The following is a 15680-nucleotide window of genomic DNA, read 5'->3' as shown; positions in this document are numbered from 1 at the left end:
CGCGGCCCGGTGTCCACAGTGCTGACATGAACGAGCCCGGCGTCGACACGCCCGGCGAGAATCGTTGGAATCCTGCGGTTCTTCTGCGGCGTGCGGCGCCGATGCAGGGTTGATGTCAGCGCTGTGGACACCAGCGACCTGCCAGGACCCGTCAGACCTCTTCCCCTCGACCTCACCCTCGCCTCCAGGACCACCAGCCTGCCCCAGGCTCCCGCCCGAGCGAGCGTCTCAGAAGCGAGGAGACAGCACATGAGACGCACCGCCCCTGAGAAGCACCGCGCAGCCCGCGAGGCCTTGAATGACAAGGCTGAAAGAACACTGCTGTGGTTCATCCACATCTGTGGACACAGGTGTGGAAACACAAGGCTGTAGTTATCCACAGGCCTGTCCACACATGGGGAAAGTCGACGTGGGTTGTGGGGAGCCGGTTGTCCACGGATCCACAGACGACCTGGGGAGGAAGGAGGAGCGGGCCGAGGCCCTGCGCGCAAGGTCGTGGAGATACGCAGTGGCTCCGGCTCGGGTCCCCTCCTTGGGACAAGCCCCTCGACGATGCGATCAAGCAGCCCTGTCAGCCGGCTCAACCCGCTCCGTCGGCGCCCCGAAGTGTGGAGACACCGCTCACGACAAGGCCCCCGAGCCGGTGCTCGGGGGCCTACGTGGATGCCTGATCGCGGGAGTGTCTGAAACCTGTCACTTCCAGCGCAGCAGACCGAGGAAGCCCGACATCATGATGAGGAAGCCGATGTAGAGGTTGCCGTTGAACAGCCAGTCGCCAACATGGTGCTCGACGAAGTAGGGCAGCGGGTACTTGCCCTGGAAGAGGTAGGTGGCGACAACCCACAGCAGCCCGATGACCAGGAACGTCACCATGGTGGGGGCGTACCAGCGCGGCGAGGCGGTGTCCTTGATCTTCTTGGGGGTGCGCGAGACCCGGTTCGCCGCGGCGCGCGACTCCTCCTCGAGGGCTTTGGCCGCCTTGGCTGGGTTGCCGGAGCGCTTAGGGTGCTTCTTCTTCGACGACGACGAGCTCTTCTTCGAGTCCTTGTCCGCCGTGGTCTTCTTCTCCGTCTTCTCAGAGGCGGCAGAGTCCTTCGTCGAGCCCTTGTCCTTCTCAGCGCTCTTCGCGCTGTTCTTCTCCGAGCTCTTCTTCGAGACCTTCTCCGAGCTCTTGTCGGCGTCGTCCGTTGTGGACTTCTTCTCCAAGGCCACCCTGGGTCTCCTCACTGGTTGGGGATGGTGGCATGAGACCACCGCAATACATCCGGGCCTAGCCTAGGACATGCTGTCAGGCTTCCTCACGGTGCACCTTGTGATGAGTCCACCACTCCTGGCTGGTCATGTGAGGGGTGTACCCCCTTAGACTGGCCGTTAGCCCGATGATGTCCCAGTTCTGAGGAGGGGCGATGACTGGAGGAGGTCTTGTGCGACACCGAGCACCCGGCCAGAGTCGTGCTGTCCGAATCTTCAACGGCACCTTGACCGGAATCGGTGAACTGCTCATCACCGCCGGCCTCGTCGTCGCCCTCTTCCTGTGCTGGCAGCTGTGGTGGACCGGCATTGACGCCACCGCCAGCGCGCAGGCGGTGGCCACCCAGTTCCACCAGAAGCAGGTCCAGTCACCTCAGAAGGCCGGCACGAAGCACTATGATGCTCCGCCCGTCATGGAGCGGGTCGGCTACGGCGAGACCATCGGGATGCTCATCGTCCCTAAGTGGTACGGCGTCACCAACAACAACATGCCCATCATGGAGGGCACCGGATCCGACGTCCTGGATCAGGCCGCGGCGGGCCACTACACCAACACCCAGCAGCTCGGCGAGCTCGGCAACTTCGCGATCGCCGGGCACCGCCGCACCTACGGCAACTCCTTCCGCCGCATCGACCTGCTCCAGGAGGGCGACGAGATCATCGTCTCCACCGCCAAGACCTGGTACGTGTTCAGGGTGACCGGTCACGAGCTCGTCCAGCCCGAGCAGGTCGAGGTCATCGCCCCGGTCCCCAACCAGCCGGACGCCCAGCCCACCGACCGGTACATCACGCTGACCACCTGCCACGGATCGACCGCCGGCGAGTTCGGCAACGACCAGCGCTGGATCGTCCACGCGAAATTCGACTACTGGATGGATCGTTCCGAGGGACGTCCGGAGTCCGTGCTCAACGACCCGGGGGTCAACTGATGTACGGCTTCATCTGGCGGCACCTTCCGGGTCCCGCGTGGCTCAAGGCCATCGAGTCGCTCATCCTCATCGCCGGAGTCGTCTACGTGCTCATGCAGTACGTCTTCCCTTGGGCCAACGCCACCTGGCACTTGTCCGGCAACGCCGACGTCGGCTGACCACAACCGGAAGCCGCAGGTCTTCGCCGCTATCGGCCGTCATTGATGCGGAATGAGGGGTCCCCGACCGTCACCAGACGGTTGGGGACCCTGCCGCATGCGCGTGTCGTACTGCTCAGCGCTTCATGAGTCGCCTGACGAGCTTGCGCAGCTCGTCGACCCACAGGACCAGGGAGGCCATGACGACGACCACCACCCAGTGGGTCAGGTCCAACGACCTCGTCGAGAAAGCCGCCTGCAGGAAGGGCACCTCCACCACGGCGATCTGAAGCACCAGGGTCAGGCCGATCGCGCCCCAGAGCCACTTGTTGACGAAGAGGTGACTGAAGGCGCTGACCGTCTCCGAGCGCGAGTTGAGCGTGTTGAACAGCTGTGCCAGGACCAGCGTGGAGAAGACCGCTGTGCGGGCGGTGTCCAGGTCGTCGGTGGACAGGGAGGTCTCGATGAGGCCGCCGGGCAGGAAGAGGTCCAGCGTCGCCAGGGTCGAGACGGCCATGACCGCACCGATCAGCAGCACGCCGCTCCACATGGCGCTGTCGACCACTCGTTCCGTGGGCTTGCGCGGCGGGCGGGCCATGACGTCCTCCACGGAGGGGTCCACGCCCATGGCCAGGGCCGGCCCGGAGTCGGTGACCAGGTTGATCCACAGGATCTGGGTGGCCAGCAGCGGCAGGACCACGCCGGACTCGCTGTGCCCGCTCAGGCCGATGACTCCCGAGAGCACCACGCCGCCGAAGACCGTGAGGACCTCACCCATGTTGGAGGACAGCAGGAAGCGCAAGAACTTCTTGATGTTGTCGAAGATGCGCCGGCCCTCACGCACGGCGTCGACGATGGTGGCGAAGTTGTCGTCCGCCAGGACCATCGTGGCGGCCTCCTTGGTCACCTGGGTTCCGGTGACGCCCATGGCCACGCCGATGTCCGCAGCGCGCAGGGCCGGGGCGTCGTTGACGCCGTCGCCGGTCATGGAGACCGTGTGGCCCTGCGACTTCAGGGCGTGGACGATCCGCATCTTGTGCTCAGGGGCGACGCGCGCGTACACGCTGGTGGTGGCTACGGCCCGGGACAGGGCCGCGTCGTCCATCGTCTCCAGCTCCCGGCCGGTGAGGACCGGGGCGCCCCGTTCGACGATGCCCAGGTCCGCTGCGATGCGTCCGGCGGTGGCCGGGTGGTCGCCGGTGATCATGAGGACGCGCACGCCCGCCCGGTGCGCCTCGGCCACGGCCACGGCCGCCTCGGGGCGCGGCGGGTCGATGATGCCGACGACGCCGGCCAGTACCAGATCCCGCTCCAAGTCCGACAGGTCCGCCTCGCCGTCGCCGGCGGCGGCCTCGCGCACGCGGGCGGCCTCCTCATCGGTGAGGATCCGGTAGCCGACCCCCAGGGTGCGCAGTGCCCGGCCCGACATGTCCGCGATGCGCTCGGTGAACCGGGCCCGGGCCTGACCGGTCAGCTCGGTGGAGGCCTCGCCCAGGCGCATCTGCGTGCAGTGCTCCATGAGGATATCCGGGGCGCCCTTGGAGACGATGATCGTGCCGTGCTCGGTGTCGGTGAGCAGCACCGACATCATCTTGCGCTCGGAGGTGAAGGGGACCTCGCCGACGCGCTCGAAGCGGCCCTCGCGCTGGCCATCGGTGCCGAGCTTCCTCTCCGCGACCAGGAAGGCGCCCTCGGTCGGGTCGCCGACGACGCTCCACACGTCCTCGTCGGCGCTGAGCTCGGCGTCGGAGGCCAGCGCCCCGCCGGAGAGGACCACGGTGACCTCGTCGCGCAGGGGTCCTTCGAGGGGATCGGCGTCGGGGCGACCGTCACGGTCGGTGTCGGGGGCGACCTCGCCGTCGGGCGCGTACCCGATGCCGGTGACCACGCAGGTGCCCGAGGCCGTGACGACTTCCTGGATCGTCATCTCCGAGCGGGTGAGGGTACCGGTCTTGTCCGAGCAGATGACGGAGGCCGAGCCGAGGGTCTCCACGCTGGTGAGCCTCTTGACCACGGCCTTGTGGGTGGCCATGCGCTGCACACCCAGGGCCAGGACTACCGACAGGATCGCGGGCAGGCCCTCGGGCACAGCGGCCACGGCCAGCGAGACCCCCAGCAGGAGGGCGTGGACGATCGTGTCCGGTGTGCGATCCCGCGCCAGGAGCAGCAGGGTTCCCACAACGACGACGGCGATGATGACGACGACGATCCCCAGCATCGTGGAGATCACGTGGATCTCCTTCTGCAGGGGCGTGTCCTCCTCCTCGACGGAGTCGAGCATCTGCGCGATCGCGCCCATCTCGGTGTCGGCCCCGGTGGCGACGACGACGGCGCGTCCCGTCCCCTGGGCCACGGAGGTGCCCCGGTAGACCATGCAGGTGCGGTCAGCCAGGTCGGTGTCGGTGCCGACCGCCTCGGGGGTCTTGATGACCGCGTCGGCCTCACCGGTGAGGGAGGACTCCACCACGCGCAGGGCGGCGGCCGAGACCAGGCGGGCGTCGGCGCCGACCTGGTCTCCCTCGCCCAGGACGAGGACGTCGCCGATCACGAGCTCGGAGGAGGGGATGACCAGGCGCGCGCCGTCGCGCAGCACCGTGGAGGTTGCCTCGGTCATGGCGGACAGGGCGGCGACGGCGTCAGCGGCCTTGTTCTCCTGGACGAATCCGAGGATGGCGTTGAGGGTGACGACGGCGACGATGACGATGGAGTCCACCGGCACGCCCTCGGCGCCCTCCAGGACCCAGGCGATGGTGGAGATGACGATGGCGGCCAGCAGGAGGTAGACGAGCGGATCGTTGAACTGGCCCAGGAAGCGCAGCCAGGCGGGCGCCGGCGGCTTGGAGGGCAGCTCGTTGGGGCCGTTGGCGGCCAGGCGGTCGGCCGCGACCTGCCGGCTCAGACCGCAGGAGACGTCGGTGCCGAGCTCGGTGGCGACGACGTCGGCCGGTCGGGAGTAGGGGCGGGGCTGCGTCGATGGCTCTGTGCCGGCTGGATCGAACGAGGTGTCCATGGCGGGTGCTGTGGGCATGGACGCTATCCCATCAACGGCGGATTGCTTTGACAAGCCGGGCCTCTGGGAGAGATCTACGGGCTGAGACAGCCCAGGGGAACGACGAGGACGCCGTCGTCGCGCTGATAGGCCGTCGCCGTACCAGTGAGCACCATGAGGAACGAGGGTTCTCCCAGGGTCCTGGAGTCGACCCGGTCAGCCAGCTTACGCAGGTTCGCGGCGGCCTCGTCGATCTGGGCGCTGCCGAGCTTGACCTCGACGAGTGCCCATCGGCCGTCGTCGAGTGCGATGACGGCGTCGGCCTCAAGACCCGACTGGTCCCGGTAGTGGAAGACGCTTCCTCCCAACGCCCCGCTGTAGATTCGCAGGTCGCGGACGCACAACGACTCGAACAGTAGTCCAAAGGTCTCGGGATCAAGGAGCAACCGTTGCGGGGTGAGCCTCAGGACGGCGGCGGCGATGGAAGGATCGGTGAAGTGGCGCGTCGGACTGGTCCGGATGGCGGTGCGCGATCGCAGTGAAGGGCTCCAGGCGGGAAGATCCTCAATGACGAAGGACCGCGAGAGTAGGTCGAGGTAGGGGCGCAGTGCATTCACCGAGAGGGTCTGCTCATCCTCCTGCATGTCGGCCCGCAGGGTGGAACCTGCGGCCTGTGTTGAGACATTGCGGGCGTAGGCTCGCAGGAGCGCCCGCATACGCAGACTCGACCGGTTGACTGAGTCGACGCGCGAGAGGTCCGAGTCGACCAGGGCGTCGACATAGTTTCGAGCGTACTGGATGGCCTCGGTGTCGTCCGGGTCCCGTACTGCCTCGGGCCACCCTCCACGGCATATTGCCTGGGCGATGCCGTCCACCGTCAGATCGGACAGGGACGCCGCGTCATGATCGCCGTCGAAGAGTGCCGTGAGTGAGACTGCTCGGTTGGACTCGAGGGACTCGGTCAAGGACATGGTGCGCATGACCAGCCGCTTGATGCGTCCGACGCCGGAGTGCGCGGGCTCAACGGAAGGGGTCGATGAACCGGTCAGGATGAACTGGCCGCGTGCCTGGCGGCGATCGACAGCGAAGCGCACGGCGTCCCACACCTGCGGAGCCATCTGCCACTCGTCGATCAGGCGTGGCACCTCGCCTTCGAGAAGTGCGGAGGGCTTGAGATCCGCCAGTTGGAGGTAGGCGGCGCTGTGGTCGGGGTCCTGGAGGTAGATGATGCTCGCAGCTGCCTGGGAGCCCGTCGCGGTCTTGCCGCACCACTTGGGGCCTTGGATGAGGACGGCCCCGGAGGTGCGCAACGCCGCAGACAGCTGCTGGTCCGCTACGCGGGGGAGGTAGTCGCTGCTGTCGCTGGGTTTCATGGATGTCCTTGCCGACGGAGGCGTGTCGTCACTCTATCCCAGTGTGAAGGTTGAAGCCATTTCAGTGTGAACTTTGGTGAGATTTGAGTGTGAAGGTTGAAACGGCCTCGCGCACAAGGACGGAATCCGTGTGGGGGAACAGGTGTCCTGTTCCCCCACACGGATTCCGCGTCCCCGTCAGCGGGGGAGCGTCGACTCAGGCCAGCGAGGGCTGGAGGCCGAGCGAGCCCACGAGGTGCTCGCGGTAGGCCGGGGAGCTGACCTTGTCCAGCCAGGCACGGGCCTCGGCCAGACGGCCCTCGATGCCCAGGCGCTCGACGACCTCCTCGTTGTTCTCCGCGGTGTAGAAGCGGGTGAGGTCCTCGATGGCCTGGTGGGCCTGGCGGGTGTCGCGGGCGACCTTGGCGTCCAGGCGCTGCGCGTACCACGACGAGCTCAGGATGTTCTCGCGCTCGAACAGGGCGCGGAACTCCGGGCTCGTCAGATCCCAGCCCTCGCGAGAGGTGCCGTCGATCATGATCTCCAGCAGGGCCCGCAGCGGCGGCACGGCCCATTCGATGGAGCCGTCGGCCCGGTAGTGCTCGGCCACCACCTTGTGGGTGGTGACGATGATGTCCACCGAGTCGGCGAAGACCGCCTCATCCTGCAGTTCAGGACGCAGCATCTCCTCGGTGAAGACGACGTCGGGGTGCAGGAAGATCCGGCCGAAGAAGGTCGAGGCGAAGGACTGGTTCATCCGGTAGCCCAGGCGCGAGGCCTGGACGGTGCGGCCCTCGTACTCGAAGTCCTCGATGCGCTCGAGGTAGCCGCCCTCGATGAGGTGGTGGGCGTCCCGCTCCTCAGCACTCATGCGCGAGAAGATCTCCGGGATGAGCAGCGAGATGTCGTGGGCCACCTGCACCTTCGGGCCAATGTAGCCGGCCGAGGACAGCCAGCCGTCGTAGCCGCTGAGGGCGTAGGACAGCAGGGCCGCGTTGAGGTCGTAGATGGCCGGCAGGGCGTTGAACGGGGCCTTGGTGAGGGCCCCCTCGCTGCCGGCGCCCGTCGTCGAGGGGGACTTACCGGTCATGGAGGAGATGAACTCCATGAACAGCTCCGGCAGCTCCATGTAGTGCAGCGGGTTGTAGGCGCACAGCGGCGGAACCCCGTCCTCGGGCGGGTTGTTGCGGCGCCCGGCGGCGACGATGTCGACGCTGTGACGCAGCGCCTCGTCCAGGGGGACATCCCGGAAGAGGTGGTTGGTCAGGTCCGCCAGCGCCACATCCTTCGGGTTGGCGATGTCGGGACGCACCTGGAGGTAGCGGGGGTTCTTGGTGGGGGTGCCGTTGACCAGGCGCGGGTTGGCCGTGGAGACCCAGTAGGTCTGCTCGGCGGGGTCCTCGGCCTCGGGCAGGGCGGCGGCGCGGGCCACCAGGTCCTGCATGGGCTGGGTGAAGCGGGACAGGCCGGGGGCGTCGGCGGCCATCGCCCGGGCGTCGGCGGGCGTGAGCGGCTGGAAGTTGGAGATGAACAGGTCCGCCTGCGGATCCGACATGTCCGACTCGGTCTGCTTGTCGTAGCCGCGCACGATCGCGTCGTCGGGCCGCTGGAAGAGCAGGGACTCGCAGTTGGTGACGAACTTGCGCGACAGCTGCGAGTCCGGGGTGGAGACCAGGCCGCCGGGGGCCACGATCGAGGCGGTGATGTCGTCCTCGGTCTGGACCTTGGCCGCCGGGGAGAAGTCCGGGCGCAGGGACAGCAGGCGCCAGGCGCCGTCGTCCTCGAAGCCCACGCGCAGCATGTTGACCTTGATGACCTCACCGTCCAGGCGCAGGGAGTTGCCCTTGCGGCCGTTGATGATGCCCACGGAGAAGTGACTGCGCCAGTCCTTGCCCCAGCTGGGCTGGTAGAAGCGCTTGACGGTGAAGATGAGCTCCTTGATGTGGGCCGGGATCGACTCCAGGAAGGCGTTGTACTCCTCGGTGTACATCGACGACGGCGTCAGCAGCTTGATGACGCTTCCCAGCGAGCGGCGCTCGGAGAGGATCGAGCGGTGGTGGGCGCTCTTGTTGGCCGGGTCGACGAAGCGGTCGGCGTAGTTGCCGTCGAGGATCGTCTGGACGGTGTCGAAGTCCTCGTCGACGTCGCCGACGTAGGCCTCACCGAAGACGAAGGCGTCCAGGAGGGCCTTGGAGATCTCCGACTTGCCGCCGCCGGAGACGGTGGCCGGCTTGTGGGCCTGCGTGGACCAGGGGGCGGTGCCCACCAGGTGCCACTGGGTGGCGTCGCCCTCGCGGTGCTTGGCGTGGACCCGGTAGCCGTTGGGGGCCACGTAGGTGTTGCCCACCAGCAGCGGGATCGAGGCCTCCTGACCGTCGGGGCGGGTCCAGGTGATCGTCTGGTTGCGCATCGAGTAGTGGGCGCCGGCGGGCACCAGCACCACGGTCGGGTCGTCGATGGCGACGGCGGAACCGTCCTCGCGCGTCTCGAAGCGGCCGGGGTTGCGCTCGATGACGTGCTCGAGGGTCAGGCCCTCGGGGGTGTGGACGTCGGTGTACTCCTGGCTCAGGTTGTAGCGCGGGTAGGCGACGGCGCCGCCGGCGTGCTCCTCCTCCACGCAGCCGAAGAGGTTGGCCGAGTACCCGATCTGGGTCTTGACCTCCTTCTTGCAGTAGCCGAAGTAGTTGTCCGCGATGATGGTGACGATGACGCCGCGCTCATCACGGGCCACGCACTTGAAGGCCTTGCCGCCGTTGTAGAGCTCGGCCTCGTCCTTCCAGCACTGGCCGTCGCGGCGCTGGCGCTCGGTGGCCTCCTCCCAGGAGGGCAGGCCCAGCTCCTTCTTGGTCAGGGTGGTCAGGTGCGGGGCGAGGATGACGCAGCCGGTGTGGCCGGTCCAGGACTCCGGGGCCAGGGAGGAGTCGTTCTCCGGCAGGTAGGGGTCACCGCCGTTGCCGAAGATGCCCTCGACGAAGTCCAGGTTGGAGACCAGGCCGCCGGGGGCGATGAAGCGGATCTCCATGGAGCGCTCGGCGGAGAAGCCGGGAACCTCGGGCACGACGACGGGGCGCAGCAGCAGCGACACGAAGCAGCGGGCCGGGTCCTCCTGCCGGGAGGCCCACGGCAGGGTCAGCAGGTCCTCGGGGGGCTCGACGGCGTGGGCCAGCAGGCGGGCGAAGACGTCGCGCGAGACGGCGATCTTGTCATCCGGGATCGGCAGGCCGCCCTCGGCGACGTGGAAGACGCCGGCGGTGGTGCGACGGTCGTTGCGGGGGTTGTGCAGGACGCCGCCGAGCACCCGGTAGCTCTCGACGTAGTCGGAGGTGAAGCTGGTGGAGTCCGCCGGCAGGGACAGGGCCCTTGCCAGGCCCGGCTGGTCCAGGACGAAGGTGGAGCGGGGCAGCCGTGGGGTGACGGCCGCGCCCTCCAGGTAGGAGTCGAGGAAGGTCTGGATGCGCTGGTCAGCCGCACAGGGGCGGTGGGCCAGCCGGCGGGAGAGCTCGCGCTGGCGTGCCAGGATCGGGGACATGAGACGATCCGCCTCACTCTGCTTGACCTGTGCCGGGGCGGAGATCCCCAGCAGCTCCAAACGCAGGGCGATGGCGGAAGTGGTGGCCGCGTCTGTAGTTGTCATGGCACGAGCCTAGACAGAACAGACGACACGGTCCTGTTACGTTCTGCCCAGAAGACCGACTTCAGTGGTGTGTCTGACATCTCACTCGCCGGCCGGGTCGTTCTGAGTCGACCGCCGGTGCGACGTCGAGCGTTCAGGACAGGAGCATCTGGGACAGTGCGGTGCCCACGATGCAGGAGGTGAGGACCCCGATGAGCCCGGGCACCAGGAAGGAGTGGTTGATGACGTACTTGCCGATGTGAGTGGTGCCGGTGGGGTCGAAGCCGATCGCCGCCAGATCCGAGGGGTAGGTGGGCAGGATGAAGTACCCGTAGGAGGCACCGATGAACCCGACGACGATGACGGGGCTCACCCCGAGTGACAGGGCCATCGGGGCGACGATGAGCAGTCCGGCCGCCTGGGAGTTCACCAGCTTGCCGATGATGAACAGGACGATGGCGTACATCCACACGTGGTGGGACAGGACGCCCGAGAGACTGTGCTCCAGGTTCTCCAGATGGGCGTGGACGACCGTCTCAGTCATCCAGGCGACCCCGAAGATGGAGAACATGGCGGTGGCCCCGGCCTTGAACACGGTGGTGGAGGCGATCTTGCCGGCCTGTACCTTGCAGGTCAGCAGGATGAGCGCTCCGGCGGCGAGCATGACCATCTGGATGACCAGGTTCATGCTCAGGCGCTCCAGCGCGCCGTCGTCGCCCGTGGGGAACTGGGGGCGCAGCACCTCGAAGGCGCCCAGGACGACGACGACGGCGATGGCGCCCAGGAAGATCCAGGTGGCGCGGTAGGCCTCGGGCGGGAACACCTTGCCGACGAGGGTCTCGGAGCTGGAGTGGACGGCGGCGCGGAACTCCGGGTTCTCCAGGCGCTTCTGGTACTCCTCGTCCTGGTCCAGGTCCTTGCCGCGGCGCATCGACCACAGGGCGGCCAGGAGCACCCCGCACAACGACGCCGGGATGGAGACCGCCAGGATCTGCAGGACTGACCAGTGCCGGTCGGTGTTCTTGGCGATGATGGAGACGATGGAGACCGTGGCGACCGAGACCGGTGAGGCCGTGATGCCCATCTGGGCGGCGACCGAGGAGGCGGCCATGGGACGTTCGGGCCGGATGTCCTTCTTGATGGCGATGTCCGCGATGATCGGCAGCATCGTGTAGACGACGTGGCCGGTCCCGCACAGGACGGTGAGGAACCAGGTGACGCACGGCCCCAGGATGGTGATCTGTTCGGGATGTCGACGCAGCACGCGCTCGGCCATCTGCATCATGACGTCCAGTCCGCCTGACTGCTGGAGGGTGGCCGCGCAGCCGATGACGGCCAGAATGGTGAGGATGACATCGACCGGGGCCTCGCCCGGCTCCAGGCGGAAGCCGAAGACGAGGATCAGCAGCCCGATCCCGGCGATGAGGCCGAGGGCGATCCCGCCCTTCTTCGCCCCGATGATGAGGCAGGTGAGGATGATGACGACTTGAAGGATGATGCTGAGGGTCTGAAGGGCCGAGCTGGCGTCCATGGCGGATCTCCCCGGTTAGGCGGGACGGGCGAGGGTCGGCGCTGCCCTGGCGGGCGAGGAGCCGATGCGTGAAACTGACCACCTGTCTGGATTGTGCCCAGTGTCTCATCAGCCGTCGGGGACTATTGTCCTGGTGGGTATTGGCTGTTTTCGGAGTACTTCGTTGACGGCTGGGCGCGAACTCACATTCTGGCTCCGGTAGCGCCGTCACCGGCCCTCAAAGCGCATGAGTGCACTGTTCGGAGCGATTTAGGTGACAACCGGATAACGTGAGTCGGTGGCGTCATGGCTGGTTCCCAGGTCCACATCGCTACCATCACGACCCCGTGTTCCCTCATACTGGACGCATGTCGACGCCCAATGCGGCTTGTCCGCAGCGATCACTCCGATCGCCGTCGACGGTCCTGCTGGACGGTGACCGGTCTGTGAGTCGGCGCCAGCAGCCAACATCGGTCATGATGAGGACCTCATGTCGCAACCGGAGCGTTATCCCCCGCACCGTCGCGGCACCCAGTCACCTCCATGACAGTCAACCGAAACGAGGAGCGCGTGGCAGAAGGCACGAGTGGGAGCGGACCCAGCCGCCCCGTCGGCAACAAGCTGAGCCAGGTGGCCAGCGCCGGTCGCCAGTCCCTGGGCAGAATCTCGGGGGCCGGTAAGAAGCCCGGAAAGGGGCGCAAGCGGTCGACGGCCGAGCGTTCCAAGGACGCCGCCTCGGGGCGCAAGCGCCGTTTCTTCAACTACCCCCGCGCCGGCAAGGGGAAGATCCACCGCTGGATCCCCAGCTGGCGGTTCGTCCTGGGCGTCTTCCTGCTGGGGGTGCTCAGCGCCGTCGGCGCCTTCATGTGGGCCTACAACACCATCAAGGTACCCAAGCCCAGTGAGTTCGCGCTGGCTCAGAGCAGCACGGTCTACTACGCCGACGGAACCACGGAGATGGGGAAGTTCGCCGAGATCAACCGGCAGTCCGTGGACGCCTCCACCCTGCCGGACTATGTGGGCAACTCGGTGGTGGCCTCTGAGGACCGCTCCTTCTACTCCAACAAGGGCGTCGACCCCAAGGGCATCGCGCGCGCCCTGATCAACAACCTGCGCGGAGGCGATACCCAGGGCGCCTCGACCCTGACGCAGCAGTACGTGAAGAACTACTACGTCGACACCACGAGCTCCTACTCCGGCAAGTTCAAGCAGGCCATCATGGCTATCAAGATCGACCGGGAGAAGCCCAAGAAGGAGATCCTGGGCGACTACCTCAACACGGTCTACTACGGCCGAGGCGCCTACGGCATCGAGGCCGCCTCGCAGGCCTTCTTCGGCCATCCCGCCAAGGAGATGACCCCTTCGGAGGCCGCGCTCCTAGCGGGGATCCTGCCGTCCCCCAGCGCCTGGGACCCGGCCGAGAACTCGAAGAAGGCCGAGGAGCGGTGGGGACGAGTCCTGCAGTTCATGCTCGACGACGGCTACATCACCCAGGCCCAGTACAACGAGGCCAAGCAGGCGGGGATGCCCAAGACCGAGGAGTCCCAGACGAAGCAGATCTACGCTGGCACCAACGGCTACCTGCTTCAGATGGTGCGCGCCGAGCTTGAGAGCAAGGCCAAGATCTCGCCCGAGCAGATCGACACCGGCGGTTTCAAGATCGTCACCACGATCAACAAGAAGGACCAGGAGGCCGCCGTCAACGCGGTCAACTCCCTGCCTCCCGGCGCCTCGCCGAACCTGCGCAAGGCGCTGGTGTCCATCGACCCCAAGACGGGCGGTCTGCTGGCCCTCTACGGGGGTGATGACTACCTGACCAGTCAGGTCAACACCTCCACTGATGCCATCGCGCAGGCCGGCTCCACCTTCAAGCCCTTCGCGCTGGTGGCCGCCCTGGAGAACGGGTGGTCCTTAGACAGTGGTTATCCGGCCACCTCGCCGATGACCATTGAGGGCCATCAGTTCCAGAACTTCAGAAACGTCTCCCTGAAGTGGGCCAGCCTCACCCAGGCCACGGAGCAGTCGCTCAACACCCCCTACCTCCAGCTCAATCAGGAGCTCTTGAATGCCCCGGACCTGCAGAAAGAGAAAGGGGTCACGGCCAAGGTGGCGAACCGCGCCGGCTACCCGGAGAACACCGAGGGGTTGAAGACCACGGAGCAGCGGACCCTCGTCCAGAACGTGCTCGGGTCGGCCTCCCCGCACACGATTGACATCGCGACGGCCTACTCCACCTTCGCCTCGCAGGGCATCCGGCACGACACCCACATCGTGGCCTCCCTCAAGAACTCCGATGGAACGAACCGCTACACGGCGGACACCAAGGGGCATCGAGAGTTCGATGAGGACGTCATGGCGGACACGACCTACGCCCTCCAGCAGGTCGTCTCCGGCCCGAATGGCAGTGCGGACAAGGTGGCAACCCACATGGATCGCCCGGTCGCTGCGAAGACCGGATCGTCGTCGGACAACAAGTCCGCCCAGTTCGTGGGCTTCACTCCGCAGGTGGTCACCGCGGTGACCCTCTACCAGACCGGGACGGACGGCTCGGAGGAGTCGATCGAGCCCTGGGGCGAGTACGACGAGATCACCGGGTCGACCTACCCGGCGGACATCTTCATCGACTACATGACGGTCGCCCACGAGGGGCTTGCGGTCGAGGAGTTCCCGCCGCCGGCTGAGCTGCTGGCCACCCGTGGCGGGACGGTTCCGCAGACCGCCAAGCCCACCGGCCAGCCGGAGGAGGAGTCGACTGCGGCCCCTACCGGCCAACCGGAGTCGACTGCGGCCCCCACCCAGCAGCCCACCGCCGAGCCGACTCAGCAGGGCACGCAGCCGCCCGAGGGGCAGCAGACCAACATGCCTGAGGCCACAAGTGACTCCGGTGGCGGTGGCGACAACCAGGGTGGCGGTAACGGTGGCAATGGTGGAAACCAAGGCGGCGGCGGCGTGCAACCCGGCGATCAGGGTAACCAGGGTGGCGGCCAAGGCGGCCAGGGTGGTGGCCGTTAGCGTCTCGCTGTTCGGCGGCTGACACCCGCCTGCCGGTAGGCACCTGACGGTGGGCTGACGACGTGTTGCATGGCACGTCGTCGGCCCACCGTCTCGGCTTTCAGGGCCACCCGGTTGTCCGGTAGTGTGGCGAACTGGCTGCGCCGTCAGGCGGAAGGCGGAATGAAGCCTGTTTCCGCCGGATGGTGCGCCGCACGCATCACCCTCCTGTCACGGAAGGACCGTGACCGCCACAGACCAGAGGAGGTGGGTACCAAGCATGCGTCACTACGAGATCATGATCATCCTCGACCCCGAGACGGACGAGCGCACCGCCAACGCGACGCTCGAGAAGCTGCTGCAGGTCGTCCCCAGCAACGGGGGCACCGTGGACAAGGTCGACATCTGGGGCAAGCGCCGGCTGGCCTACGACATCAAGAAGAAGTCAGAGGGCTTCTACGCCGTCGTGGACATGACCACCACGCCCGAGATCGCCCAGGAGCTCGATCGCCAGCTCGGCCTCAACGAGACCGTCCTGCGCACCAAGCTGCTGCGTCCCGAGGCCTGAGCCTCTACCGGGAACGGAGACAACGCCATGGCCGGAGACACCATCATCACCATCGTCGGGAACCTCACCGCGGACCCCGAGATGCGCTTCACGCCCTCCGGGGCAGCGGTGGCCTCCTTCACGGTCGCCTCCACGCCGCGTACCTTCGACCGCCAGGCCGGCGAGTGGAAGGACGGGGAGACCCTGTTCATGCGCTGCTCGATCTGGCGCGACGCCGCGGAGAACGTGGCTGAGTCGCTGACCAAGGGCACGCGAGTCATCGTCCAGGGCCGGCTGGTCCAGCGCTCCTTCACCACCCGTGAGGGTGAGAACCGCACGGTGGTGGAGATGCAGGTCGATG

10 protein-coding genes are annotated in these 15680 nt (G+C 67.0%); 5 read left to right on the top strand and 5 right to left on the bottom strand.

Annotation, left to right across the window (positions count from 1 at the left end):
- Nucleotides 1-693 precede the first annotated feature (693 nt).
- Nucleotides 694-1212 (bottom strand): cell division protein CrgA, encoded by a 519-nt coding sequence (locus HMPREF2883_RS11855; protein ID WP_070662738.1) that lies wholly within the window; start codon nt 1210-1212, stop codon nt 694-696.
- Between the two features lie 194 nt (nt 1213-1406).
- Here HMPREF2883_RS11855 and HMPREF2883_RS11850 point away from each other — a divergent pair, with 194 nt between their 5' ends.
- Nucleotides 1407-2180: a class E sortase gene (locus HMPREF2883_RS11850; RefSeq protein ID WP_070662735.1), complete on the top strand. Its 774-nt coding sequence runs from the start codon at nt 1407-1409 to the stop codon at nt 2178-2180.
- Nucleotides 2180-2338 (top strand): hypothetical protein, encoded by a 159-nt coding sequence (locus tag HMPREF2883_RS15170; RefSeq protein WP_009406747.1) that lies wholly within the window; start codon nt 2180-2182, stop codon nt 2336-2338. The genes HMPREF2883_RS11850 and HMPREF2883_RS15170 overlap by 1 nt, the downstream gene beginning before the upstream one ends.
- A gap of 115 nt (nt 2339-2453) precedes the next feature.
- On the opposite strand, the gene HMPREF2883_RS11845 is transcribed toward HMPREF2883_RS15170, so the two are convergent.
- From HMPREF2883_RS11845 to HMPREF2883_RS11830, 4 genes are all read right to left on the bottom strand, one after another.
- The gene (locus HMPREF2883_RS11845; protein WP_141759116.1) at nt 2454-5345 is read right to left on the bottom strand and encodes a cation-translocating P-type ATPase; all 2892 of its coding nucleotides are present in this window, start codon (nt 5343-5345) and stop codon (nt 2454-2456) included.
- A gap of 56 nt (nt 5346-5401) precedes the next feature.
- A complete protein-coding gene (locus tag HMPREF2883_RS11840) occupies nt 5402-6679 on the bottom strand; it encodes an ATP-binding protein (protein WP_070662730.1) in 1278 nt (425 codons plus the stop codon).
- Between the two features lie 196 nt (nt 6680-6875).
- On the bottom strand, nt 6876-10292 hold the full coding sequence (locus tag HMPREF2883_RS11835) for a PPi-type phosphoenolpyruvate carboxykinase family protein (protein ID WP_070662727.1): 3417 nt from the start codon (nt 10290-10292) through the stop codon (nt 6876-6878).
- A gap of 133 nt (nt 10293-10425) precedes the next feature.
- Nucleotides 10426-11802, bottom strand: a complete 1377-nt coding sequence (locus HMPREF2883_RS11830) for an anaerobic C4-dicarboxylate transporter (RefSeq protein WP_070662724.1) — start codon at nt 11800-11802, stop codon at nt 10426-10428.
- Nucleotides 11803-12324: 522 nt separating this feature from the next.
- Between HMPREF2883_RS11830 and HMPREF2883_RS11825 the strand changes: the two genes are divergently transcribed.
- From HMPREF2883_RS11825 to HMPREF2883_RS11815, 3 genes are all read left to right on the top strand, one after another.
- The gene (locus tag HMPREF2883_RS11825) at nt 12325-14793 is read left to right on the top strand and encodes a transglycosylase domain-containing protein (RefSeq protein WP_070662721.1); all 2469 of its coding nucleotides are present in this window, start codon (nt 12325-12327) and stop codon (nt 14791-14793) included.
- A gap of 259 nt (nt 14794-15052) precedes the next feature.
- Nucleotides 15053-15340: a 30S ribosomal protein S6 gene (gene rpsF, locus HMPREF2883_RS11820; protein WP_003788455.1), complete on the top strand. Its 288-nt coding sequence runs from the start codon at nt 15053-15055 to the stop codon at nt 15338-15340.
- Nucleotides 15341-15367: 27 nt separating this feature from the next.
- Nucleotides 15368-15680 (top strand): single-stranded DNA-binding protein (locus HMPREF2883_RS11815; protein WP_141759119.1); only part of this gene is annotated, 313 nt, incomplete at its 3' end.

It is taken from the genome of Actinomyces sp. HMSC075C01 (assembly GCF_001812965.1).
In the GTDB taxonomy this organism is placed as follows: domain Bacteria; phylum Actinomycetota; class Actinomycetes; order Actinomycetales; family Actinomycetaceae; genus Actinomyces; species Actinomyces acetigenes.
This window is presented reverse-complemented; position numbering and strand designations above follow the sequence as displayed.